The 24,613-nt window shown below is 42.4% G+C and carries 18 protein-coding genes; 7 read left to right on the top strand and 11 right to left on the bottom strand.

Features of this window, described 5'->3' with window-relative positions; genetic code table 11:
• The first annotated feature begins 146 nt into the window (after positions 1-146).
• On the top strand, positions 147-977 hold the full coding sequence (locus tag H6G97_RS24065; RefSeq protein ID WP_190943152.1) for an oxidoreductase: 831 nt from the start codon (positions 147-149) through the stop codon (positions 975-977).
• 152 nt (positions 978-1,129) lie between these two features.
• Complete coding sequence (locus H6G97_RS24060; protein WP_199349594.1) at positions 1,130-1,690, top strand: nuclear transport factor 2 family protein; 561 nt, start codon at positions 1,130-1,132, stop codon at positions 1,688-1,690.
• 139 nt (positions 1,691-1,829) lie between these two features.
• Here the strand turns inward: H6G97_RS24060 and H6G97_RS24055 are convergent, their stop codons facing one another.
• Positions 1,830-4,193 (bottom strand): hypothetical protein, encoded by a 2,364-nt coding sequence (locus H6G97_RS24055; protein ID WP_190943151.1) that lies wholly within the window; start codon positions 4,191-4,193, stop codon positions 1,830-1,832.
• 428 nt (positions 4,194-4,621) lie between these two features.
• Here H6G97_RS24055 and H6G97_RS24050 point away from each other — a divergent pair, with 428 nt between their 5' ends.
• Positions 4,622-4,807 carry a hypothetical protein gene (locus H6G97_RS24050; protein ID WP_190943167.1) on the top strand — a complete coding sequence of 62 codons (186 nt, stop codon included), beginning with the start codon at positions 4,622-4,624 and terminating at the stop codon, positions 4,805-4,807.
• Positions 4,808-4,999: 192 nt separating this feature from the next.
• Complete coding sequence (locus H6G97_RS24045; protein WP_242055170.1) at positions 5,000-5,242, top strand: hypothetical protein; 243 nt, start codon at positions 5,000-5,002, stop codon at positions 5,240-5,242.
• 70 nt (positions 5,243-5,312) lie between these two features.
• On the opposite strand, the gene H6G97_RS24040 is transcribed toward H6G97_RS24045, so the two are convergent.
• On the bottom strand, positions 5,313-6,239 hold the full coding sequence (locus tag H6G97_RS24040) for an AraC family transcriptional regulator (RefSeq protein ID WP_190943150.1): 927 nt from the start codon (positions 6,237-6,239) through the stop codon (positions 5,313-5,315).
• 168 nt (positions 6,240-6,407) lie between these two features.
• On the opposite strand from H6G97_RS24040, the gene H6G97_RS24035 reads away from it, so the two are divergent.
• Together H6G97_RS24035 and H6G97_RS24030 are read left to right on the top strand one after the other, a co-directional pair.
• Positions 6,408-7,556, top strand: coding sequence for an alpha/beta hydrolase (locus tag H6G97_RS24035; protein WP_242055165.1), 1,149 nt, complete (start codon positions 6,408-6,410; stop codon positions 7,554-7,556).
• A gap of 103 nt (positions 7,557-7,659) precedes the next feature.
• Positions 7,660-8,028 carry a hypothetical protein gene (locus H6G97_RS24030; protein WP_190943149.1) on the top strand — a complete coding sequence of 123 codons (369 nt, stop codon included), beginning with the start codon at positions 7,660-7,662 and terminating at the stop codon, positions 8,026-8,028.
• Between the two features lie 49 nt (positions 8,029-8,077).
• Here the strand turns inward: H6G97_RS24030 and H6G97_RS24025 are convergent, their stop codons facing one another.
• The 5 genes from H6G97_RS24025 to cynS form a co-directional block, all read right to left on the bottom strand.
• A complete protein-coding gene (locus H6G97_RS24025; RefSeq protein ID WP_190943148.1) occupies positions 8,078-8,332 on the bottom strand; it encodes a hypothetical protein in 255 nt (84 codons plus the stop codon).
• A 199-nt stretch (positions 8,333-8,531) separates the two neighbouring features.
• Complete coding sequence (locus tag H6G97_RS52835) at positions 8,532-8,720, bottom strand: VOC family protein (protein ID WP_242055164.1); 189 nt, start codon at positions 8,718-8,720, stop codon at positions 8,532-8,534.
• A gap of 338 nt (positions 8,721-9,058) precedes the next feature.
• On the bottom strand, positions 9,059-9,526 hold the full coding sequence (locus H6G97_RS24015; protein WP_190943147.1) for an AAC(3)-I family aminoglycoside N-acetyltransferase: 468 nt from the start codon (positions 9,524-9,526) through the stop codon (positions 9,059-9,061).
• Positions 9,527-9,848: 322 nt separating this feature from the next.
• Positions 9,849-10,193, bottom strand: coding sequence for a hypothetical protein (locus tag H6G97_RS24010; RefSeq protein WP_190943146.1), 345 nt, complete (start codon positions 10,191-10,193; stop codon positions 9,849-9,851).
• Positions 10,194-10,518: 325 nt separating this feature from the next.
• Positions 10,519-10,959 carry a cyanase gene (gene cynS, locus H6G97_RS24005; protein ID WP_190943145.1) on the bottom strand — a complete coding sequence of 147 codons (441 nt, stop codon included), beginning with the start codon at positions 10,957-10,959 and terminating at the stop codon, positions 10,519-10,521.
• A 669-nt stretch (positions 10,960-11,628) separates the two neighbouring features.
• On the opposite strand from cynS, the gene H6G97_RS24000 reads away from it, so the two are divergent.
• Complete coding sequence (locus H6G97_RS24000; RefSeq protein WP_190943144.1) at positions 11,629-11,826, top strand: DUF2811 domain-containing protein; 198 nt, start codon at positions 11,629-11,631, stop codon at positions 11,824-11,826.
• 1,483 nt (positions 11,827-13,309) lie between these two features.
• On the opposite strand, the gene H6G97_RS23995 is transcribed toward H6G97_RS24000, so the two are convergent.
• The 4 genes from H6G97_RS23995 to H6G97_RS23980 all read right to left on the bottom strand — a co-directional run bounded on the left by H6G97_RS23995 (position 13,310) and on the right by H6G97_RS23980 (position 24,578).
• Positions 13,310-14,044, bottom strand: coding sequence for a LemA family protein (locus H6G97_RS23995; protein ID WP_190943143.1), 735 nt, complete (start codon positions 14,042-14,044; stop codon positions 13,310-13,312).
• A gap of 8 nt (positions 14,045-14,052) precedes the next feature.
• Positions 14,053-15,315, bottom strand: coding sequence for a TPM domain-containing protein (locus H6G97_RS23990; protein WP_190943142.1), 1,263 nt, complete (start codon positions 15,313-15,315; stop codon positions 14,053-14,055).
• Between the two features lie 737 nt (positions 15,316-16,052).
• Positions 16,053-19,538: a non-ribosomal peptide synthetase gene (locus tag H6G97_RS23985; RefSeq protein ID WP_190943141.1), complete on the bottom strand. Its 3,486-nt coding sequence runs from the start codon at positions 19,536-19,538 to the stop codon at positions 16,053-16,055.
• A 57-nt stretch (positions 19,539-19,595) separates the two neighbouring features.
• Positions 19,596-24,578 carry a polyketide synthase gene (locus H6G97_RS23980; RefSeq protein ID WP_242055163.1) on the bottom strand — a complete coding sequence of 1,661 codons (4,983 nt, stop codon included), beginning with the start codon at positions 24,576-24,578 and terminating at the stop codon, positions 19,596-19,598.
• Positions 24,579-24,613 lie beyond the last annotated feature (35 nt).

Below are 24,613 nucleotides of genomic sequence, written 5' to 3'. Positions count from 1 at the left end.
GTTGACTACAAGTTTGAGCCAATTTCCTATATTGAATTCATGCAAACACCAATAGCAAATCAGTTACAAAATTCAAGTTTGCTGGATACGAGATATTGCATATCGAAGCTTTGCTACTAACCCTAATAATTTTAAGGAGATAAATCATGGCTCAGAGAACATGGTTGATTACTGGTGCTTCACGGGGCTTGGGTGCTGAGATTGCGAAAGCAGTTCTGGCAGCAGGTGACAGATTAATTGCCACCGCCCGCAATCACAACGATTTGCAACAATTCGCAACCAGTAAAGATGCATTAGTACTGAGCATGGATGTCACCGATGAGGCTCAGGTAAAAGCAGCGATCGCCACAAGTCTAGAAAAATTTGGACAAATCGATGTGTTGGTCAACAATGCGGGATTCGGCTTGCTAGGAGCTGTCGAAGAGTGCAGTGCCGAAGAGGTTGAGAGCGTTTATCGCACCAATGTCTTCGGGCTACTAAATGTCACCCGTGCTGTGCTACCCAGTATGCGTCAGCACCGCTCTGGACACATCATTAATTTATCGTCGATCGGTGGCTATCGCTCCTCCCCAGGATGGGGCATCTATGGCTCAACCAAGTTTGCCGTCGAAGGCATTACCGAAGCCCTGCATGGCGAGTTAGCCCCGTTGGGGATTCACGCGACGGTGGTTGAGCCGGGATACTTCCGCACTGGTTTTCTCGATAACAGTTCGCTACGTCCGAGTGCAGTGCAAATCCCTGATTATGCCCAGACGGTCGGGAAAATCCGTGACGTAGCGGCTGGACTTAACTACCAACAGCCAGGAGATCCCACTAAGCTTGCCCCAGCCATTTTTGAGATTGTCAACACAGACGAACCGCCCCTACGCTTACCTTTGGGCACAGATACACTTCAGACAATAGCCGAGAAGAACGCTTACGTCGAGCAAGAGACGGCAAAATGGCGAACTCTAGCTGAGTCTACCGATTTCAGATAAGGAGTGGAAGACTTAGCCATGAAAAGGCAGCCTAATGTCTGGTGTTTTTGATTACATGGGAAATACTGTTAAATCAGGCAGCCTGACGTTTCGATTCGATAACAAAGACAAAATAGCGTTTTCTACACAGACTTAATCAAGAAACAGGTTTTATGAAAAAATACACCACCGCCCCCCACCGTAAATTACTAATTAGCTTTGGATTAATTGGCTTTGGTTTGATGATAGCCACCGCAGTACCTGTGGCCAGTGCTAAAGCCGAGCCAAAGCAAGCAGAGATTGACAAAATTGCGCAATCTAATCAGAGCCAGAATAAAGAAATAGTACGCGAAGGCTTTGCTAAATGGGCAAATAACACTGGTAGTTTCTTCGATCTGCTGGCTGATGATGTGGAATGGACGATTACAGGCAGAAGTCCAATTTCCAAAACCTACACCAGCCGCAAGCAGTTTTTGGAGGAAGCCATAGTACCAATCAACGAGCGATTGAGCGTCAGAATAGTACCCAGTGTACGAGGTATTTATGCCGAGGGCGACACGGTAATTGCCTTATGGGATGGAACAGCAACAGCCAAAGACGGCAAACCCTATACCAATACCTATTCCTGGTATATGACAATGAAAAACGGGCGTATTGTCAAGGTAGTAGCATTCTTCGATACCATTGAGCTTACCGATCTGTGGCAACGCATTCCTGTAAGTAAAAAGAATTGACAAACTATTGAAGTTCAAGGCGATCGCTAACATTTTGAAAACGAAGCAATGATGAGGTTGAAATCGGACTTTGATGGTAAGGGTCAAGCGATTGATAAGTCTTTAACCGGACATGATATAAGTCCTAATACGGTCGAACTCAAGCCCCTTGTGGCAGTTGGCTAGAGGCTAGCGCATTCTGGAGCTGATCGAGCATTCCCAATCCCGATCCCGCAGGCTGAAAGAACCACCTTTGATGTTCCACAGCCTCGGTTGGCTGATCAATGGCCTCGAAGGTGATACTATGCTTAGTGCAAAATGTATTGATGTTGTCCTGCACATTCGCTTCTACTGACGGTGCTACAGAAATTTTCTCTACGTCTTTACTGATGTTAAGTTCTCCAAATATCTGCACCTCAAAACACTGTACGTCTGAACTTACTAGCTTCTGGGTGATTAACGAATTTACGATATGTCGAATTACGACATCCTTTTTAGTTGCTTTCATCCCTGTTTGACTTTGTGCTGCGTCGTCGCCTAGTAGAAAGTCACAAAAGGCTAGGTAGATGTCACGTCGTGGCTTGCCGTGGTCTGTAGCAGTGTAAACCAGCCGCTCAACAATATTTTCTTGTTTTAGTATAAAGTGGGTGTCGCCGTAGGAGTTCTTGCCGTACTCAGATGCATTGTTCCTTCCCCCAAATCCTTGCGTGGGTAGATTGCTGCTGTGGGCTAACCAGTTCATATTGACGGCAGCAAACGATGGCAGTTCGGCATCGGAAAAGCCCAAATTACCAGTCATTCTTTGATCTTTCCAGTTGCGGAACCGACCGTAATTCTCTCCTCGCCCTTGTCCAGTGGTGTCATTATAATCGCCTAAGTAATTAACAGAATCAAGGCGACTTGGCTGGGAGGATTTCTTTCTTTTCTTCTTTAAGAGATTATAGTAGTCTGCGGTGTTTCTACGTGACGAACCCGGCTGATAAATTGTGCTGCTTGGGTCGCCTTGATTAAACCATTCGGCTCCCCTGACTGTGAGGGTAATGGGTAGGTCTTTGAGTCCATTTTTGATTTGTTCAACTAAGTTGGCAGCACTATCATTATCAAGCTTGAACAGATGCATCAGCTTGGCAATAACTGGGTCATCGCTCCAATTAAGCTTTAATGCGTCTTCCTGCTGCTCAATTTCATTCAAATGAGCGCTCTGCTTACTAGTGAGTTTACGATTATTCTCACCTGGTCGTTTCCAAGTACGTGTATTGGGATCATGGTCACGAAGATCATTTCTGACCACAGCAGCCTTTAGATCGTCCAACTTCTGAGTAGCATCAGGTGTAAAGTTAAGCGTATTGCGAGTGCCGCTTGGTGGTTGAGCCCACTGAGCGATACCGCCAGGGAAAAGCTTTTCGAGATAAGCTACCGATACCTCACCTGTAGCCTCCTTGACACTGAAATTTCTTGCTTCATTTCCGGTGTCCTGTCGCTTTTTTACATCATCCTTGTGGTAGGTAGCCATCTCGATTTCAAAGCGCTGACGCAGTAAATCAAAGAAATCCCTTGGTTGTTTATCAACAGAGCGTGCCATCATTTGCACTCGTATAGCAGCCGCATCAAGGCGCAATTCGTTGTGCATATAGAGACTAACTGGGTCGTCAGCGGTTAAAGCTGTGGCTAACTTAAGTACGTCTTGCTTATCATCCATCTTCTTAAGTTTAGACTCGATCTCGCTTCGGTATAGCTCTATCAGCTTCATGGTCAAATTAGGAGTGAGAGCAGGATCATTGAGTTCGTTAACGGCAATGACTCTGGCTACGGCTTCTAGTACAACAGCAACAGATATGGCTTGGTTAGTTATGCTGTCGTTACCGCCCTTGAGCTTGTTGTCATACTGGGCGAGTACCTTCTCTACATCCTGACGCATAGTTTCTACACTAGGAGCTGTGTCTCGATCATCTCGGCGGAGGTGCTGTGTTTGTTTGAGCTTCTTTTTGACCAAGGAAATAGAACTGAGAGCTTTGAGGATATCGTTTGAATCCAGTTCTTTGCGCTGTATTACACCAGAGCCCATGCGCTGCTGAACCTGGGATGATTGGCCCATCAACGGCAGTGATTGTCGCTGGAGTTGCTTGCTCTGTGGCTGATGCGCTACCTGTTCTCTTGGTAGTCTGACAGTCGGCTTTGTCTGAATTGGTAGGGCTGTGTTTGGTCGATGGAATGAAATATTGGCAATGTTATGAGCAAATTGAGATGCTCTTTCGTATCTCGAATGCAATAACCCGTCCATTTTGGCTTGCAATACAGTTAGGCGTTCTTGCCCTTGTGCTGTCAAGGTGCCATACTTCGCCTCTAACTGTAGTTGATTTGCCTCCATTTTTTGCTCAGTAAAGGCTTGATCCTCTATGTCCTGTTGTGTCTTTGGCGCAACTGAAGTATTTTGAGGCGAGATACGAAAGCCTCTAGATGTTAACTGAGAAGTATTTTCTGATTCTGAGGAACTTGAAAAAACAGATTTTTGAACTTTGTGCATTTTCCTAAAGCACCTGTTTGATTTGCAAATTCAATTTGCGTTAGAAGTTTAACTTATTTGCAATGATACAGAAATCGAGAAGACTTCAAATATTAATTGTTGTAATAATTATTCACAGATCTTTATTTGTAGACAATAATTCTCTTGCTAAGTTTTTTTATGATTTTACAAAAGCTTGTTTTTAAGCCACTATTGGGACTTAAACAAAAATGAAGCCCAAACTGGCTTTGGGGACTTCCAAAGAATAAATTATTCCAAAAAAAAGAAGAGAAAGGTTAATTTAAAGAATGATAATCATTTTAAGAGGGAGAAAAAGGTGCAATGGGAAACGCTGTAACCATTAGTATTAAAACAAATGAACTAACCTCCAGAACGGTGCTCAGTTAGTTGCCAGCAATTTTGCAGATGGAGATGCAGGGATTATAACATTGCTTAATCGACTCGTTGCTGATGTGTTTTACGACAATGGCACAGAATTTATCAAATTCACCAACGGCAAAGAAATATTGGTAGAGACTGCTTGGCGTTGGGAGTGGGAACGAGTGCTGGATACGCCAACAGTTGAAGTGCGTAGGCGTAGCCCGTCGCAGACATCGCTCAGAGGATTGTCGTAAACATCGCATGAAACCACAACATGAATAGTAATCGCTACCGATTCCAATCAACTAATTCCACTCCTACTGACAATTCCTCACTAGGGAGCATCTCACTTTTTGAAGTGGCTCAAACAGACAATAATCCATTGACAGTAAACCAAAAAGTTTTCCCAAAGTGCGATCGCAGCTAAACGCCGAGTTGCTGATTATGTGAATCGGCTACCAATGCAAGAGCGCCCCCGGTGGATTGCTGAATATCAGTTGCAAGGGTTGGTTACACTCCCAGAACCACCAGCACAACAATCACCCTCACCGACTGGTATTCCCAATCCCGATATTGCTGACATTGATGAAGAATTTGTGCAGTCCGTGATTAATCCGGGCGCAATGAGAATTCTGCAAGCGATCGCAGCAAATTATCCTGGTTACATCAGAATTGATGGTGCAATGTGACTAATGCATAGCTACTTTCTAAACTTTCAATCTTTTGTTAAGAAAGATGTGACTAATACATAGCCAATTCTTATTGCCCTAAATTGCTGCGTAGCTTGGCGATATCACGATGCGGGGGAATACCAAATAGTTTTTTATATTCCCGGCTAAAATAAGACGGGTCATCGTAACCGACACGAAAGCTGGCCATCGCCACATCCATGTTTTCGCCGAGCATCAGACGGCGCGCTTCCTGAAGCCGAATTTGTTTCTGGAACTGCAAAGGACTCATCGCCGTGACGGACTTAAAATGTTGGTGAAAGCCTGACACGCTCATGCCAAGTTCGCGGGCTGTATCTTCGATTTTCAGAGGCTGATCAATGTTCTCGCGGATTTGCTTGACCACCCTAGAGATGCGCTGCGCGTCGCCTTCGGTAGTGATAAGCTGGTTGAGCCGTGCGCTCTGTTTTCCCTTTAAAAGCCGGTAGATGATCTCGCGGATGATGAGCGGCGCGAGAAACTTCATTTCGTCCGGTGTGTCAAATAGTTTCACCAGTTTGACGACTGCTTCCAGCAAATCGGCATCAACCGGGCTGACATCCATCGCCTTGACTCCCGTGCCGCTTTTTTTAGTTTCGATGCCAGATTCAATCATCACCGCAGCAACAAGTGCCGGATCGAGGTCTATCCGAAGATTCAAATAAGGTTTTTCCTCGGACGCTTCGACGACATTACTCATAATCGGCAAATCAAGCGTCGAGATTAAGTAATGACCGGAATCATAGTGAAATAATTCATCGTCCAAAAGCACATCTTTGCTGCCCTGCGCGATGACGCAGAAGGCGGGCTTTAATACCGATACCTGGCTCTCGGTCGGTTTCGACGATTGATATATGAAAATGCCCCGAAACACTTCAAAAAGGCTGTTTTCGGGAGCGAGACGGATCATCCTTTCGATCAGCTCTTCCCGATTGATCTGCATCTTTCGCTTTTCAAATTCTGCTTCTTTTGCGTTCATAAATTTATATTAAACATTTTGTTTTTGTTCAGCACGTTGCATGGCGATTTTTTGGAGAATTGTCCGGTTTTTTTCAATAAACGTCCTAACGCTATCCGTTTTCACGTCCGCATAATTGAACTCATACAGCAAACGGTAGAAACGCTGCTGATAAAACCAGATTGATATTTGGAGAAATTTAAGATTAATAGAGCAACAATTTCAATCTGTCAATCTCACAATCAAAAGGGGAGAAATTATCTGAAATATATATTAATTTTAGCGATGATAGCTCCTATGATAAGCGGGCAAGCTTACACACAAACAGAACAAAAAGGACAATCAGAAAAAACAAAACAAATGGAACAAATAACACCAAAGGGATATACAACTTTTCAGGTAAGCGACAACGTTACGATGTATAAGGTTACTTTTAAAAACCAATACAAAATGAATGTTGCGGGACATCTATTTATTCCCAAGAATTTAGATCAGAGTAAAAAACATTCGGCGATCATTGTTGGGCATCCTATGGGAGCGGTAAAAGAACAAAGTGCCAACGTGTATGCTGCAAATATGGCTGAACGAGGGTTTGTGACTTTATCTGTTGACTTGTCTTTCTGGGGTGAGAGTGAGGGCGAACCACGCAACACTGTTGCGCCTGATATTTATTCTGAAGATTTCAGTGCAGCAGTTGACTTTCTTGGGACGCGTCCATTTATTGACAGAAACCGAATCGGAATAATTGGAATTTGTGGTAGCGGAAGCTTTGTTATCAGTGCCGCTAAGATTGATCCGCGAATGAAAGCGATCGCAACTGTCAGCATGTACGATATGGGAGCAGCCAATCGAAATGCACTTAACCATTCGCTCACCCTTGAGCAGAGAAAGAAAATCCAGCAGGAGGCTGCAAAGCAACGTTATGTAGAGTTTACCGATGGTGAAACCAAATACACCAGTGGGACTGTACATAGGTTAGATGAAAACACACACCCTATCCAGCGTGAGTTTTATGATTTCTACCGTACACCGAGAGGTGAATACACGCCTAAAGGAGGATCACCGGAACTGACAACGCACCCGACGTTAAGCAGTAACGTTAAGTTTATGAATTTTTATCCCTTTAATGATATAGAAACGATTTCCCCTCGTCCTATGCTTTTCATCACGGGTGATAAGGCTCACTCAAGAGAGTTTAGTGAGGATGCCTACAAAGGTGCAGCCGAACCCAAAGAATTGTATATCATTCCCAAAGCAGGACACGTTGATTTATATGACAGAGTTGAGTTAATTCCCTTTGATAAACTCACGTCATTTTTTACCGAACATTTGAAGTAACGTAAGTTTGGGATAAGAACCGAGGAGTTATGAAGAAACCGTCGTTTGAGTTTGAGATATAACGACGGTTTCTTCTCAAGTAATTTCAACAATAACCCAAGTCATGGAGATTGCCGCACAATCACCAGTTGGTCGAGCGGTTTATTACGGGGGTGTTAATCAATGGTTCCCTATGCTATATCTGAAAAACTTCTCTGGCTATGACCGGGATACCAAACAGTTTGTTAATTCTGCACCCAGCGATCAACATTCTTCTCATCTCGAAAGTAATTCATCAAGCACACCAACAACCCAAGCTCAACAGATGTTGGCACTTTTGGAGAAAACGAAAGCCAATTTAATTGATGAGTTTATCCAAACCGAGTTGAAATTAGATGGGATTCCACCAGAGCTAATCCGTTTGGGAATTGAAAAATTACTCCAAAATTCTCCAGTTAAATATAAGTTCAATGATTGGAATAATCAAAACTGAGAATTTACATCAGGAGAAAATATCCAACCGAGCGTTTCATCGAAAAATTTCAAGCCGTTTTCATAACAACCCATTTTGACTTTTTGATATCGTTTAGATATTTGTCAGCGTAGCGGAAAGCTGCTGCCTTATTGTATTTTGCTATGTTCAGTGCTTGTAACAATACGTATAAAGGAATTGCCACCTGTGTGAGCTTTTCGGCTAATATTACTGACTCTTCTTCTGTTGCTGCTACTGTCGCTTCTAATGGTCCAAATTTTATTTGCTTATTTATACGGTTATCTAAGATTGCAGTATCAGCCATAAATGCACCTTCAAAACTTGTATAATGCAGTTTTACTTAAAGGCAGCAGGAATGAATCCGTGTTTGTGCGGGACTTATTAATCAGCCAACTTCATGAATCCGCACAATTGCCGTAGCGAGTGCATCTTGATTAAAAATCTCATTCGCCATCTTTTTCCAAGATGGCAATTAATTCCAACACTCGCATATTTTCTCCTGTTCAAACTTTATCTAGTAACCGCAAATTTTCAAGAGTAACCAATTGGATCACCACACCATTTGGATTGGTGACTTGAAAGAATTTTTCGCCCCAAGGTTCAGTCTCGATCGGTGTAGTAATCGTCACCCCTTCTGATTGTAATCGGGCATATTCACGATCGATGTCGTTCACAACAAACGCAACAAGCAAACCATCTGCTCAATGTCCGCGTATGTGAATTGGTTTAAAAGTTTCTAGTCCAGTTTTCAGAAAAATAAGGTTAAAGCCAGCATCTGGTCTAGACAGCGACACAAAACCTTCGGCTGACATCTCTTCGCTAAAACCAAAATATTGTTTGACGAAATTAGCGGATGCCGTGACATCCAAGGGCGTTGAGCCAAAGTGCTGAAGCTGTAATTTTCATAGGGTTTTCGCACGAAAAATAAACTGCGTTTAATCGCTGATTATGACTCAACCAGGATTTAGAAAGATTGTATTGACCCGATCTCTAATATGCTCTTCTCGAAAAGCCACTACTCAGATAAGCGCTAGGCATTGTCATTGCCGCTATTAACTGCTATATCGAAATGCAATACGTCTTCGCGATCGCCCAGCTTTGTATAAAGTTTAATGGCTGGATCGTCACCGATATCCGCCTGGACGAAAATGACATAAGCTCCAGATGCTGCTGCTACTTCCTTCAGCTTCTGAATTAATGCTGTTGCGATCCCCTGCCGTCGGTGTGCGGCGGCAACAGCTAGATCGTAGATGTAAATCTCGCTGCGCTCCTGCTCGAACTTTTTAAGCTCGTAGGCAGTGAGACCGCCAACCACCTCACCTCCTTTCAATGCGGCGATCGCAATGAAGTAGTCACTATCGAGCAGTTGCCGCAGGTAGTCTGCACTAGGCGGATTTCTATATGTCTCCACCTCATCGAATGCCTCACCAAAGGTCGCTAATAGAGCTTCCATTAATGCAACGTCCTCCGGCACAATCTGTTGAATGCTTAAGTTCATTGGTATTTTCTAAGCTATATTCCTGCTCAACGGCTAAATCCTGCTCGTTCATACAATATCAAACGACAGGGCTAAACCCAGAAATCAGTTGATTATCGTTTGCTGCTATGGCTGTCTTTGGGGTGCAATTATTGGAATTGCAACGTTGTTTATCAGCCCCAGCGTGACTGTGACGGCGAGCACAACCATTTGAGTAACATATTGTAACATTTTTACCTGAGAGTCCGGCGTATGCTTTCCTCTATGCTTGCAGTGTTTCTGGAATTGGCGTAACTGCGATCGCCCAGGCACGGATGTGCTATGAATTGAAACGCTTTTAAATTTATCTAATTCGCTGCCATAAAACACTGATAAATAACACTGCAAATACTGAATGTGCAATGATTATAGGTGTATTAATCATGCTGCCAACAAAACTGTAAATTTGGGCGAGCGCTACCAGACTATGAAAAATAGACAAAGCGATTAATCCTGGTTTTAGTTCTTTTTTATCAGTCAAATCCAGCATTAAAAAACTCAAAGTCCCCAAAGACAAAGCACCGCATCCAATTACCCGCAGTAAGGAAATAGACAGTTGGCTATCCAGGGTAAGCAAAGTTGGAAACAAGAGAAATACGCAACCAATTCCTATTTCAAAAACAGTATTGGCTATTAATAGCATTCGCATTTAGGAAAACGCACTTCAAACTCGCACACACTTTAACATAACTTTATACCCAAGACTCACATACAAGCGATGTCTTCTGGTGCGTCGGCAGTCTAGTACACGCAAAGAGCGATCACCTACGGTGGTACTCTTCAAGACCATCGCTCTGTTTGTCATGGTTGGGGGTGCGATTTACTTTTACTGCTGATACCAAAACTTGGTAAAGTCATTAAGATTCTCCAACAGAGGAAATCTGCTCTGAGGAATTTTTATGAAGTTAAATGTATATTAACAAACACTTGCAGGCGGTTTGCAATTCAATTGAAAGTATCTACGCCCAAGAGAATTACCATTTTTTGTAAGGGAGGAATTTACCTGACATAACAATTTTCACGCGTTCGCCTTTTGGGTTTTCTTCCCTGTCTACATCCAAAGTAAAATCAATAGCACTTATAATTCCATCACCAAACTTTTCTTGAACTACATCTTTTAGTGGAAGTCCATACACCTGCATAATTTCATAGAAGCGATAAATAAAAGGATCAGTTGGAACAACAGCATCACTACCTTTTATCGGATACTTACTCAGCTCTTTAGCATTGTCTATATCAAGCCCTAATGTATCAACTAATAACTTTGCTTCTTCAGGTGAAGCACTCGCTTGGCGATAAATTACAGAGGCAATCCATACTTCGTTACATTGCAGAACTTCTGCTAATTGTGCAAAAGTCAGCCCCTTGTTCTCTTTAGCTGTTAAAAGTTTTTGGGTAATTTCAGGAATAGACATTTGAACGTAAAATAGAATTAGATTTATACATTAACAAGCATACACTAACTCAACGTATGAAGCTGAAAACCTAGTTTATGTCTCTGCTTAGATAAAGAGTACTTAAACTCTTCATGTTTAAGCACTCCCCTTATGGAAAGCTATTTCCCGCTATAAACAACAGCTTAGTTGCTGTATTTATCTGTAAAAACTTACTTAAGATAGACTATTATTCATACTTAAGTATTCTTATCATTAGTTCTACTTTTTCTGGCAGATTCCACAGAGTTTCCACAGCTATTCCTACTGTTTTCCACAGTTGTTTTACAAGAGAATCGGCTTCTGTTCCCCATCAGGGATTTTGTGATAACTGTAGTCATCGCTTTGCTTTACCGAGTTATTGTTACATAAGGTAAAGAAAACCTGCTTCTAACCCTCATTTTCACGTAACTATTTATTTTTTCTATATTTCTCTTTAACATTTAGCAACATTGACAAACCGAGCCAATCAGCACACAATAAATCGACTAGCCTTTGTCGCCCGTTCCATTTTGAACATCAACTGTATAAAAATATTCAGTTGTTAGTGCAAATGGTTTGGCAAGCGAGGAACGGGGTGAAACTGCATAAGCAGTGCATCACCTCTAGCTTATTGTCTCTATAATTTGCTCTTTCGGAAGCTTTGATCGGATGAACTCAACCCAAAACATCTTTACTACCCTTCCTGAAACCCTACATCAATCTCTCAACACCTACTTAGAAAAGCATCCTGATTGGGATGAACGTCGCCTTATTACCGCAGCTATTTCCCTTTTTCTGCTGCAAAATGCTGATGGTGACCACCGTGTTTCCCAAGTTTATCTCGAAACTCTATTTCGTCGTGGCTAATGCTATTCCCTAGAAGTCATACTAAATAAAAGGTCAACCAAACGATACACTCAGAAAGATTCCTTCACTCAGGATTAATGGTAAGTAAAAACGAGTTAAAATCGGAAACATCTACTATTGTAGTATCGCCACTCTCAGATGCAGCAGAACCTAAACTCGTAGACGATGCTGAAGATGTAGCTTTTATCGTTTCTTAAAAAAGCATCGGCAGCATTTTGATATACATCAGCATCCATTGCCAAAGCACAGAGTTGAAGACATTAAGGCGATTGAGGAAGCGATGCCTACGGCTGCGCCTACGCGATTAAACTAGACAACTCATTTTAGCTCTCCAACAATCCCTCTAATGCTTCCCCGACAGCAACCCACGCTATCCATTGCCCTTAATCCAACAGTAGTACAACAACCGATAACTTCGATATTTCGATATCCCCAGTCAGCGTGAGATCATGCATTTGTAAGCAGCAGTACTCAGTAGCTTGTCTGGCTTTGCAATGATTAGATTGATACTAGACTGATACTAGTAAGGTAAATACATCTGTATTGTTTAAGGTGCTACTTTTTCTCGAAACAGCTTTCCAGGAGAAAACGCAGGAACTCTAGTAGCTGGAATGGTCACGGATTATATCATGTTCGGCAAATCACTTATAATATGTCATTGCGAATGCAACGAAGTGGAATGAAGCAATCGCAAAGATTTGGGATTGCCGCGCTACGCTCGCAATGACATAAGTATTAAGTCGAACATGATATTACCTGGCTATGCTTGGGTTGGCGAAAGCCCACTGAGTCCAGTCTTTGACCGTTACCTTGGTGGGAAAACCTTTTTGATTAGTACTACAAACTTTGATTCAATAATTAATAACTCATGGAACTTGGATACGCCTTCGGCTGATCTTAATTTCAAAGCTATCTTTATCTCTGAACATTCCACAAGTGTTCCTGAACCTTCTTTGATGTGGGGGTTCTTCGTATCAAGTGCTTTTAGTATTAAATTATTTTGGAAACGCAAATAGTAAGTATAACAGCACAATTATTACTCGAAACCTGCTGGCACTTAATCGGTATGCAGGAAACTTATTTGAAAGATAGTGTACATCGGTCTAAAAAAGCTACCAAGCCAAATTTTGACCTAAGATTTCCCCCCAACACACCATTCATCACTCCCAATACGGTTCGGATAAGCAGGGGAGGCAGGGGGTGCGGGGGAGGCAGGGGAGGAAAGAGAGTTATTTACAGCACCTCCGGCAGCTATGAGGTACATCATTAAAACTGAAAAGTATGCTAATAAAGGGGCAAGGAAAAAACTGTACTGCATAATAGCGGGAAGCGCTGTATTATTAAGCAATTCCTCTTCCCCTGCTTCTCTTTTCCCCCTGCTCAATAACTGCTTCCATACGCCTGTAAGCCTGCTGTGTGGCGTAGTTATTATTACTTTTTATTCCCTAAAAATTTGAATTTTGGGAATACCAGTATTTGCAGCTTAGAAAAATTCTTTCTTCTCAAACCCAAGAATATTAGAAACTAAGAAGTTAGGAAAACTTTGAATTTTTTGATTATAAGCTTGCACTGCTTGATTATAACGCATTCTTTCTACAGCTAAACGATTTTCAGTACCCGTAAGTTCGTATTGAAGATTGGTAAATAGTTGGCTTGATTGCAATTGGGGATTGACCCTGGCATAATCACGGAAATGGTCAATTGCTTGATTGACTTGCACTGTTGCAGCAACCTTTTGATCGGGAGTCGTTGCTTGCAAATAAGCTTGGCGTGATCGTATCAATAAAGGGAGTAACTCTTTTTCCTGTTTAGCATAAGCTTGGGTGACATTTACAAGGTTAGGGATCAAATCAGCACGTCGTTGGAGTTGATTTTCGACTTGTGCCCAAGCTGCTTCTACTCTGGAGTTACTATTTTGGATGGAGTTGTAAGTCCAGGCACTCCAGACACTCAGTGCAGCTATTACGCCAGTGACAACAATTAGCAGTCTTTGACGTAGGTGGGCTAATCGCTGTTGTTGCTGTTGTTGTTGCTTATGCCTTGCTTGTACATCCAGAATGGCTTGCTGAATAAACTCAGCAGGAATATCAACTTCCTTACCTGCGGCTACCAACTCCGAAGCTGAATAACTTTGAGTGTGAGCAGCATAATAGTGCGAGGCTAGCTCCAGCACTTCTGGGGCAATATCTTCGGGAATTCTTTTATCTTGACTGTTCATAAAATTATTTACCAACTACCACCAGCACCGCCGCCACCGCTACTGCCACCACCGAAGCTACCACCACCAGCACCGCCACCACCACTGAAGCCACCACCGCTACCCCAAGAACTGCTGGGAGGTGGTGGTGGAGGCGGGGGAGGCAAACGAGGAATTATTTCCTCTCGCTGATTATAGTAAGAACAATTGTGGCACTCATCAGTAATTAGTCGTTTTCCAGTACTAGCTTGTGTAGGTGATTGAACAGTCTTCTCGTCATGGGTAAGAGTCAAATCATGACATTGAGGACACTGGCGAAATCTGGAGGAATGGGACTGTTGGCCAACAATATGGAAACCATTACCAGTTGTTTTGTGAGTGCAACTAAGACATTTCCAACCCTGAAACTTAATACTACCTAGTTTTTGTGCTGTTATTTCTGGTTTGTTCAAATAGGATTGGACTGTAGAATCGTCTACTTGTTTCATTGGTTTTTGACAATCAGCACATAAAAAAGTGTAGTTGCCTTCACTCTTATGAGTGCGCCCTTCTGGTGCGATGAAGATTTTACGAGGACGAGTTAGGTAAACACCACTTCCTGCTGCCAGTGTTAATATTCCACCTCCAGCTAAAACTCCCCATACAATCCCGTTACCTGTGTTATTTGGGGTTGCTTGAGTGTCTGGTGGTGTTACCTGACTTTCAGATGATGGTTGATCCGACTTGAGAACTACTATTAATGCTTTGGTTCCTGCCAGTGTACCGTCTGCAAAATCTCCTTTTTTGAAGTGGGGGATAATTTGAGTATCGATAATATTGCCTACTTTGGCATCAGGTAAAATCGCTTCTACACCATAACCCGTTTCAATTTCTACACGACGATCGCCTACAGAGATCAAAACTAGTACACCATTATCTTGTCTTTTCTTACCGATTCCCCAAAAATTAAACAATTCGGTGGCAAATGTTTTCGGTGATGCAGCAGAATTTGTTTCTGGCACGGTTACTACCGCCATTTCCATTCCTTTTTTTGCTTCCAATTCAGAAACCATCTGATTGATTTGGGCTTCTGTGTCCTCGTTGAGGATTCCTGCCATATCAGTTACCCAACCACCATACTCTTTGCGGGGATTTGGAACTTCTTGTACGGTTACAGCCAAGCCAGAAATAGGAAAAAGCAAGAGTACAGAGGAAAAGACACTCCCCCAAAAAATACGTTTTGGCTTGAGTAGATTAAATTTTATTGCTTTCACTTCCAGCCAAAATGCTTTGGAGCTTACTTTGATTGCCATCAGTTTCTATTATGACTTTCTCTTGTAAGAATTGTGTGAGCGAATAAAAGAGCTATTCATATCTAAACTACACAATCACAAAGACTGTTTCCAGATTCCTTTACCGTAGTTAAACGAATTGCCAATCAAAACTCTTTTACTTGTCGCGGGTTTTCATCGGGTGGATGCCAACCACCTTTGCATCTGAGCCAAATACAATACTAACAACAGCGTTCAAATAATTGGCAAGTCATTAAAGACACAAGCTTTCTAGCAAATTTTCCGGACTAGCGACAAAACTCTTGTAGAACTATTCAGTACATATTGAAGTTAGTGCTGGGTATGCGTCCTCTTTTCTATTCTTTGATTACAAGCTTGATTTGTACTTGCTTAACCGCTGGTTGCCAACAGAAAGTAAATAATTTATCTTTTGTAGTTCTTGGTAGCTCTGCACCTGAAAATGTACTCTCCCAAATCACCGAATCTCCTGCCGCCAGAGATTCTATATCCTATCGAGGTGACGGACGGAGATTCCGCTAATCCTAAAAAATAGTTATATTTTACAGTTTTAAACCTAGATAAGGCTGTGACTGCGCCCGTACAGCATTAGTATCAAAGGCTAAGATATAGAGTCATTCCAAATGGTGGAGTAGCCTCAATACGGTTCGGTTAAAGGGGAAAGGGAAAAGGGGAAGGGTTTTGAATACATCCTTTACCCGCAAACCCATTCCCCAGACCACAAGGAAAGTGAAAAATGCTTATCCGAACCGTATTGAGCGCTGTTGAGCATAAGACAGTGGTAATTGTGCATTCTCTGCCCTTGGTAAGATGGGTGGTGTAGAAAGTTCTAAGTCCTGTTGTTGCAATTGCCCAATCGATTGCGCTAATTCTGCAATTGTTCCTCTTGCAAACAACTCACGCAATGAGAGTTCCACTTTGAAAATGTTGCGGATACGTGAAAGCAGTTGCGTTGCTAGTAACGAGTGTCCCCCAACTTCAAAGAAGTTATCATGTATCCCCACTCGCTCTAGTTTCAGCACTTGTGTCCAAAGAAGTGCCAGCATTTCCTCAATGGGTGTGCGTGGGGCAACATATTTTTCTAGCAGTGTGCTGTCTAACTTATGTGTTGGCAGGGCGCGACGGTCTACTTTACCGTTAGAGGTGAGGGGTAAGGATTCCAGTACCACAAAAGCATTTGGCACCATATACTCTGGGAGTTTTGCTTTCAGGGAGTGGCGCAGTTGGTCGATTATGGGTGTCACCTGTGGATACGGCACCACATAGGCGACGAGGCGCTTCTCTCCTGGGGTATCTTCACGGGCGATAACACAACAGGACTGCACATCACCATGTTCGCTTAGTGCTGTTTCAATTTCCCCCAATTCAATGCGGAAGCCACGAATTTTTACTTGATTGTCGATGCGTCCTAAGTATTCAATGTCACCATCCGGTAAATAACGTGCCAAATCCCCAGTTTTATATAATTTTGAATTTTGAATTTTGAATTTTGAATTATTAAAGGGGTTGGGGATAAATTTCTCATTGGTCAACTCTGGACGGTTGAGGTAGCCTCTTGCCAATCCCGCACCACCGATATGTAACTCTCCTGGTACACCGATGGGGACTGGTTGTAGATATTGGTCGAGGATGTATATCTGAGTATTATAAATGGGTCGGCCAATTGTGAGCTTTTGCTGATGGATACCCAGTAATTTGTATGTTACTTCTACAGTCGCTTCAGTAGGGCCATAGGCGTTTATTAGCTGTGGATACTCGCCTATATGCTGTTGCCACATTCTAAATCGTTGCTCAAGTGGATGCTCGCCACCAATAACTACTAGTCGGATGCAATCGGGTAACAGCAAATTGGCATTGACTAATTCAAAAGTTAGCTGATGCCAGTATGCTATTGGCAAATTTAACACTGTTATACCCCAATCGCGGCATTTTTCGATGAACGTTTGCACCGAACTCAGCATTTTTTTGGTTCGCAGCACTACCGTCGCACCGCAACTTAGGGAAGGATAAATTTCTACTGCTGCTGCATCGAAACAGATAGAACAAAACTGTAGTACGCGTTGGCTTTGCCCAACGCAGGCATCGCTTAACCCATACTCAACAATTGCCGCCTGTGTAAGATTGATTAGGGAGTGATGTTGAATCATCACTCCCTTGGGTTTGCCTGTAGAACCAGAAGTGTAAATTACATAAGCTAAATTTTCGCTGCTGGTGCTATTAACCAAATCAAAATCACTCAATTGAGAAATAGATTGCCATTCAGTATCCAAACATACAAGCTGTACCTGATGCTTAGGTAGCCTTTCAGTTAGATGCTGTTGAATTAAGAGTACCGAAATTTGAGTATCTTCGAGCATGAAGCTCAAGCGGTCTTGGGGATACTCAGGATCGAGTGGTACATAAGCACCACCCGCCTTAAGAATGCCAAGTAATCCCACCACCATCTCTAGTGAGCGTTCAACACACAACCCTACTAGTACATCAGCTCCCACACCCACAGACCTTAAGTAGTGCGCTAACTGATTAGCACGACTATTCAACTGCTGGTAAGTGAGTTGTTGATTTTCAAACACCACTGCCACAGCATCTGGAGTACGTTTAACCTGCTCCTCAAATAACTGATGAATATATTTATCCTGGGAATAGTTGGACTGGGTATCGTTCCAGTCAACCAATAACTGCTGCTGCTCAAGTTCTGTTAGCAGAGGCAATTGTGAAATCCGCTCTTGAGGGTTAGCAACAATTCCTTCAAGCAATGTTTGGAAATGCCCACTCATCCGCTCAATAGTGGCTGCATCAAACAAGTCAGCGTTGTACTCCCACATACCCACTAGTCCAGTTGCCGTGTTCTGCAATGATAAAGTTAAATCAAACTTGGCAACTGCGCTTTGGGTTGGCAAAGAACTGATAGTTAAGCCAGCAAGCTCTATCTCAGACATAGGCGCATTCTGGAGGACAAACATCACCTGAAACAGTGGTGTATAGCTGAGGTCTCGTTGTGGCTGCAATGCTTTTACCAACTCCTCAAAGGGCAAGTCTGGATGAGCGTAAGATAAGAGTGTCATTTGCCGGACTCGACTGAGCAATTGCTGAAAACTAGGGTTGCCTGACAAATCGGTACGTAGTACTAAAGTGTTGACAAAAAAGCCAATTAACCCTTCAAGTTCGGTGCGATCGCGATTAGCAATGGGCGTACCCACTACAATGTCATCGGAGCCTGTATAGCGATAAAGCAAGGTAACATAAGCTGCAAACAGCGTCATGAATAGGGTGGCTCCCTCTTGCCTACTGAAATTAGCGATCGCTTGACTCAGTTCATTTGATAATTCTATATATTGGACTGCGCCCCGGTAATTTTGAATGGCTGGTCTAGGTCTATCTGTGGGTAATTCTAGTAAGGTAGGAGCGTTTTTGAGTAATTGCTTCCAGTAATCAAGCTGCGTTTGGAGTACTTCTTTTTGCAACCATTGCCGTTGCCAAATAGCAAAATCGGCATACTGAATTGGTAGCTCAGGTAGCTCTGGGGACAAATTATTGCAGAGTGCTGAGTAAATGGTTGCTAACTCGCGCATCAATACGCCTGTTGACCAACCATCCACTAAAATGTGGTGTACTGTTAGTACGAAAGCGTATTCTAGCTCTTTGAGTTTCACCACACAAGCTCGGATTAAAGGAGAACTAGCAAGGTTAAACGGTTGAGCAGCTTCTGTCGTAGCTAATTGTTGGCAAGCGATTTCTCTTTCACTTTTAGGTAGTTCTGTTAGGTCTACTACTGGCACATTTAAAGTTAAGCTGTCAGCAATTACCTGGATTGGCTGTTCGTTGATGGTGTGGAAGTTGGTACGTAAAGCTTCGTGGCGCTCAATAATTTTGTTGAGGCTTTGCTCTAGCGCCACGACGTTCAACTGACCGTGAAGTTTTAGAACTATTTGTTCGTTGTAGAAAGGGCTATCTGGTTCCAACTGGTTTAATAACCAGAGTCGTTCTTGGGCGAAAGACAGAGGTAAGTTCTGAGGACGCTCGGTTTTGATCAGGGGTAAATCTGTATCGGAAGCCGCATTTTTCTCGTGCAGTAACAAGATAAGTTCCGCTTTATTTTTAGCTAATAAGTCACGAGTTTCTAGCGTCAATACTCCCTTTGGAGCATTAACACGCAACTGCTCACCTTCAACCCACAATTTCACACCCTGTTTATTAAGATCAACTACCAATTGTTCGATATTCACAGAAACATTACTCCACGTCAGCTAAATCGTAATTCGTAATTTAAAATTAATTGTTATTCAAATTGCTATTTCTTCTCTATCAATTGCACCTAAGTTCCTATCTGGCTCTAACTGTTTTTCTAATTTTGCTGCTATTTCAACTATTGTGGGAGACTCAAACAAATTTGCTACAGTTAATTTAATAGAAAAAGTGTTTCTTAATCTCGACAGAACTTGAACAGCTATTAAAGAATCTCCTCCTAATTCAAAAAAATTATCATGGGTTCCTACCTGTTTAATTCCTAATAATTCTTGCCAAATCTCGGCGATTTTTTGCTCAATCTCATTACGGGGAGCTATATATGAATTTGGCAAATTAGGTCTGGAGTGGAGTGCAAATAAGTTTTCTTGCTGAAAAATATCCGGCTTTCTTTGTAATGAACTTTGTGATTTCTGTTCAGTATCTTTTTGCCCAAATTTTGTGCTAAATGCGGCTGATGCAGAAGCTTGAGCCATAATAATCTGATGCTCAAGCGCTTCAGTTTCAGGAAAAGCGGCAACTTGAACAAAGTCTTGAGCGCGTAGTGCTTCAAACCACTGGTCTAAAATGATAAAAGGCTGACCTTGATTGCGTCTTTTATCGTCTAAAGGTTTCAACAGCAGACCCCAACTTATATCAAAATCTATTTTCGGCTGCGTTATTTCCCACACTAGGAGGAAGCCGCCAGGAGCTAATAAAGAGCGTACATGGTGGAGTGTTTGATCTATGTTGCGAGTTGCGTGCAACACATTAGAAGCTATTATTACATGAAAGCTATACTTCTCAAATCCTTGCTCAGTTGGAGACTTGTCTATATCTAGTAATCGATATTCAACAAATGGATAGTCTTTAAACTTCTCTTGCGCTTGAGTCAGGAAGCCGCTACCAATATCAGTAAAAGTATAGTTGGTTTGTTTAGGCTGCAACACAGGTAATAATGCTTGCGTAGATACACCAGTACCTGCACCGATTTCTAGAACTCTCAAGTGAATCGATGATGGCAATGATTTGACTACCTGTTCCAAGCTTGAGCGCAAGATAGAATTGTAGTAAGTAATTAAGGGAGATTCTGAATATGAACCGTTGTTTTCTTTTTGATAAACTAGTTCATTGAAAATTTCTAATGGTTCTTGTTCACCAACAACAACAGCAGCTAAATTTTCACCACAACGTTGCACTAAATCTAAATCTATTAAAGATGAAGCAGCGAACCTAGCTTTGACTTGCTCTAAATGTTCATTAATATAATCTTGTGAACATGGCACTAGCCCACTAAATAATCCCTCCTGTTGCTGTAGCTGTCCTTGTTCGACTAATATTTGCAACCATCTAGACAACAATTGCTGATAGCGAGGAGAAATATCGTATTGCGCTAACAAACTCTCTAAAGAATACTTGTCTTGGGGATTACTAAAAGCCCCTAACTGCTGGAATGCAGAGTTGATGTAGGCTGTACATAAACGATCTAACCATTGTCTATTTTCTTGATAGGTTAACTCGTTAAGTTCTGCATTTCTAGTATTTGCTTGTTTTTGACCTGCTTGTGTAAGCGATGTCCACAATTGTGATGTTGGGGGTATTTGCAACTGTCCCCAAGCTGCTTTTTGTGGGGGGTCAATCCAATAACGTTGGCGTTCAAAGGGATAAGTCGGTAAGGGAAGACGGTAATATTCGTCCTGACTATAGAATCCAAACCAATCTACTTTGACTCCAGCCACCCAGAGTTGACCCAATGTGTTGAATAAAACACGAGTATCGGATTGCTTTTCTTGAGGATGACGTACCGAACTCAAGACAGTTTGTGCGGCTGCTTTGTCTGGATGCCTTTTAACTAATGTAGTTAGTGTATGTCCTGGCCCTACCTCTAGTAATACTTGCTCCGGTGTTGCTAATAATTTCTCGACACCTTGGGCAAACTGTACTGTGGAACGCAGATGTTGAGCGTAGTAGTTAGGATTTGTGGCTTGGGTGACTGTAATCCAAGTGCCAGTTAAGTTGGAGATATAAGGAAGTTTTGGCGGATTTAAAGTAACTTTTTTGACTCGCTCTACAAATGCCTCTAAGATTGGTTCCATCATCTGGGAATGGAAGGCATGGGAAGTATGCAGTTGGCGACATTCAATCCCTTGAGCAGCAAGCTGATTTTGTAGTGCATCTATCGCTGCTATGGAACCGGAAACTACACACTGGGAGGGTTGATTAATTGCTGCAACAGAAAGTTCTGTCCCTAATAGGGATTTTATCTTGTCTGCGGGCAATGGAATTGAAAGCATTGCGCCAGTAGGCAGTTGCTGCATCATCTGTCCGCGTGCTGCTACCAAAGATAAGGCATCTTCTAGGGAAAAAACTTCTGCTAGAGTTGCTGCTACATACTCGCCAATACTGTGACCGATCGCAGCTTGTGGCTCCACTCCATAAAACTGCCATAATTTAGCTAGGGCGTATTCAATTACAAAAATAGCAGGTTGGGCAATTTCTGTCTGTTGAAGTTGTTTTGATACCTCATCAATTTTTTCGTCACTGGGGTAAAGAATATGACGTAAATCTAGCCCTAATAAAGGTTTAAGAAATTCTGAGCAATAATCAACTTGTTCTTTAAATACTGTTTCAGTTTCGTAAATTTCCCGCGCCATGTTGACATACTGGGAACCTTGACCGGGAAACATAAAGACAACAGACCGTTCTGTAATCTCTGTATAATTGGTAAAAACTTGTTGGGCTGCTAAATTACTAAGACCTTTAACAGCATCTTCTAAGTCTTGACAAATCAACATCCGTCGGTAATTAAAACCCCGGCGACCACTATTGAGCGTATAAGCTACATCGCCTAAGTTAAGTTCTGGATGCTGTTTTAAATGGGTGATTAAATTAGCTGTTGCCTTTTCAAGTGCATTTGCAGTTTTAGCCGACAGACACAACAGAAAATATTCACTTTTTAATTTTAAATTTTTAATTTTTAATTGAGTTGGTGCTTCTTCTAAAATGACATGAGCATTAGTACCCCCCATACCAAAGGAACTAACCCCAGCACGGCGAGGAATGTTATCTGTTTTCCATTCAGTCAGGGTTGTATTGACATAAAAAGGACTGTTGGCAAAATCAATTTTGGGATTAGGTGTCTCGAAATGCAAACTTGGAGGCAGCATTTTATGTTGCAGTGCTAAGACAGTCTTAATCAAACCTGCAACGCCTGCTGCTGTATCCAAATGTCCTAAGTTGGTTTTTAACGAACCAATAGCGCAGAAACCTTTTTTATCAGTACTTTGATTAAAAGCTTGAGTTAAAGCTGCAACTTCAATGGGATCACCTAAAGGTGTAGCAGTACCATGAGCTTCGATGTAGGAAATTGTTTCGGCATCTACACCCGCTATAGCTTGAGCCTCGCCAATTACTGCTGCTTGACCGTTAACACTAGGAGCAGTGAAGCCCACTTTCATGGCACCATCGTTATTGATGGCCGAGCCTTTAATAATTGCATGAATGTAGTCGCGGTCTGCGATCGCATCCTTTAATCTTTTCAATACCACAATCCCAGCACCGCTACCCGCGATCGTTCCTTGTGCTTTAGCATCAAAAGCACGGCAGTGTCCATCAGGAGAAAGAATCATTCCCTCTTGATGTAAATAACCTATTTTTTCGTTAGGTGTCAGGGGTAAAGACTCCAATATCACAAAAGCAGATGGCACCATATACCCAGGCAGTTTATTGGAAAGGAACTGGCGCAGTTCGTCCGTTGTGATTGTCACCTCTTTTTGTGGCACTACGTAGGCAAGTAAGCGCTTATTACCCGGAGTTTCTTCACGAGCGATGACACAACATATCTGCACATCTTCATGTCGGCTCAGTAATGCTTCGATTTCTCCCAACTCGATGCGGAAGCCTCGAATTTTAACTTGATTGTCAATGCGTCCCAGGTATTCAATGTTGCCATCCGGTAAATAACGTGCCAAATCCCCAGTTTTATATAATTTTGAATTTTGAATTTTGAATTTTGAATTATTAAAGGGGTTGGTAATGAATTTTTCCTGAGTTAGTTCGGGGCGGTTAAGGTAGCCTCTTGCTAACCCAACACCACCGATATGTAACTCTCCTGGCACACCCACAGGCACTGGTTGCAAATTTTCGTCTAAGATGTAGACTTGTGTATTGGCGATCGCACGACCAATAGATATTTTCTCGTCGTCATTGCATTTTGCAATCGTGGCACAGACAGTAGCTTCCGTTGGCCCGTAAGCGTTGAAGAAGTTTCTGCCAATAGACCATTGTTTGATTAATTCAGCAGGACAAGCTTCGCCAGCTACAATTATTGTTTGCAGTGCCGGAAGCTCCTCCACGGGTATAACTGCTAACGCCGATGGTGGTAGTGTGATATGGGTAATAGAATAATCACGTAATCGCTCAATTAACGGCTTCCCTGGCAATAGAGAGTCTTTTGTTCCCAGGTATAAGGTTCCGCCTGATATCAGCGCCATTACGACTTCCCAAATGGAAGCATCAAAACTGAAGGAGGCAAACTGGAGAATGCAACTATCCGAAGTCAAGCCAAAAGTTTGAATCTGAGCTTGAGCTAAGTTGCACAGTCCCTTATGCTCAACCATGACACCTTTAGGTCTACCTGTAGATCCTGACGTATAAATTACATTAGCTAGATGAAAGGCTTTGGCTTCACTAGTTGGGTTATCTTGATTGTTTTGGGCAATTTGTGACCAGACTTCATCTAAAAAGACTTGTTTTGCTTGATGCTCAGGAAATCTGTCAATAAGTCGCTGAGTTAACAGTAGCGAAACTTGAGCATCTTCTAGCATAAAGCTCAAGCGGTCTTGGGGATACTCTGGGTCAAGTGGTAGGTATGCTCCGCCTGCTTTGAGAATGCCCAGTAGTGCCACCACCATTTCTAGTGAGCGTTCTACACAAATACCCACCAGCGCATCTGGTTTTACACCCAATACGGTTCGGTTAAGCCCAAAATCAGGTAAGGTGAGGGTTATTCCCTGAATGCACTGATGTTGAATGCAACTCAAAGAATTCTCACTGATCTCACCTGTAGTCGAATCAG

The sequence above is a fragment of the Nostoc flagelliforme FACHB-838 genome, assembly GCF_014698065.1.
GTDB classification, from domain to species: domain Bacteria; phylum Cyanobacteriota; class Cyanobacteriia; order Cyanobacteriales; family Nostocaceae; genus Nostoc; species Nostoc flagelliforme_B.
This window is presented reverse-complemented; position numbering and strand designations above follow the sequence as displayed.

Bases quoted from the DNA above. Each gene is read 5' to 3' on its own strand.
- H6G97_RS24055 (WP_190943151.1), bottom strand. From the start codon at position 4,193: ATGCACAAAGTTCAAAAATCTGTTTTTTCAAGTTCCTCAGAATCAGAA.
- H6G97_RS24030 (WP_190943149.1), top strand. From the start codon at position 7,660: ATGGAGATTGCCGCACAATCACCAGTTGGTCGAGCGGTTTATTACGGG.
- cynS (WP_190943145.1), bottom strand. From the start codon at position 10,959: ATGTCTATTCCTGAAATTACCCAAAAACTTTTAACAGCTAAAGAGAAC.
- H6G97_RS24010 (WP_190943146.1), bottom strand. From the start codon at position 10,193: ATGCGAATGCTATTAATAGCCAATACTGTTTTTGAAATAGGAATTGGT.
- H6G97_RS24025 (WP_190943148.1), bottom strand. From the start codon at position 8,332: ATGGCTGATACTGCAATCTTAGATAACCGTATAAATAAGCAAATAAAA.
- H6G97_RS24065 (WP_190943152.1), top strand. From the start codon at position 147: ATGGCTCAGAGAACATGGTTGATTACTGGTGCTTCACGGGGCTTGGGT.
- H6G97_RS24060 (WP_199349594.1), top strand. From the start codon at position 1,130: ATGAAAAAATACACCACCGCCCCCCACCGTAAATTACTAATTAGCTTT.
- H6G97_RS24040 (WP_190943150.1), bottom strand. From the start codon at position 6,239: ATGAACGCAAAAGAAGCAGAATTTGAAAAGCGAAAGATGCAGATCAAT.
- H6G97_RS23995 (WP_190943143.1), bottom strand. From the start codon at position 14,044: ATGAACAGTCAAGATAAAAGAATTCCCGAAGATATTGCCCCAGAAGTG.
- H6G97_RS23990 (WP_190943142.1), bottom strand. From the start codon at position 15,315: ATGGCAATCAAAGTAAGCTCCAAAGCATTTTGGCTGGAAGTGAAAGCA.
- H6G97_RS24000 (WP_190943144.1), top strand. From the start codon at position 11,629: ATGAACTCAACCCAAAACATCTTTACTACCCTTCCTGAAACCCTACAT.
- H6G97_RS24015 (WP_190943147.1), bottom strand. From the start codon at position 9,526: ATGAACTTAAGCATTCAACAGATTGTGCCGGAGGACGTTGCATTAATG.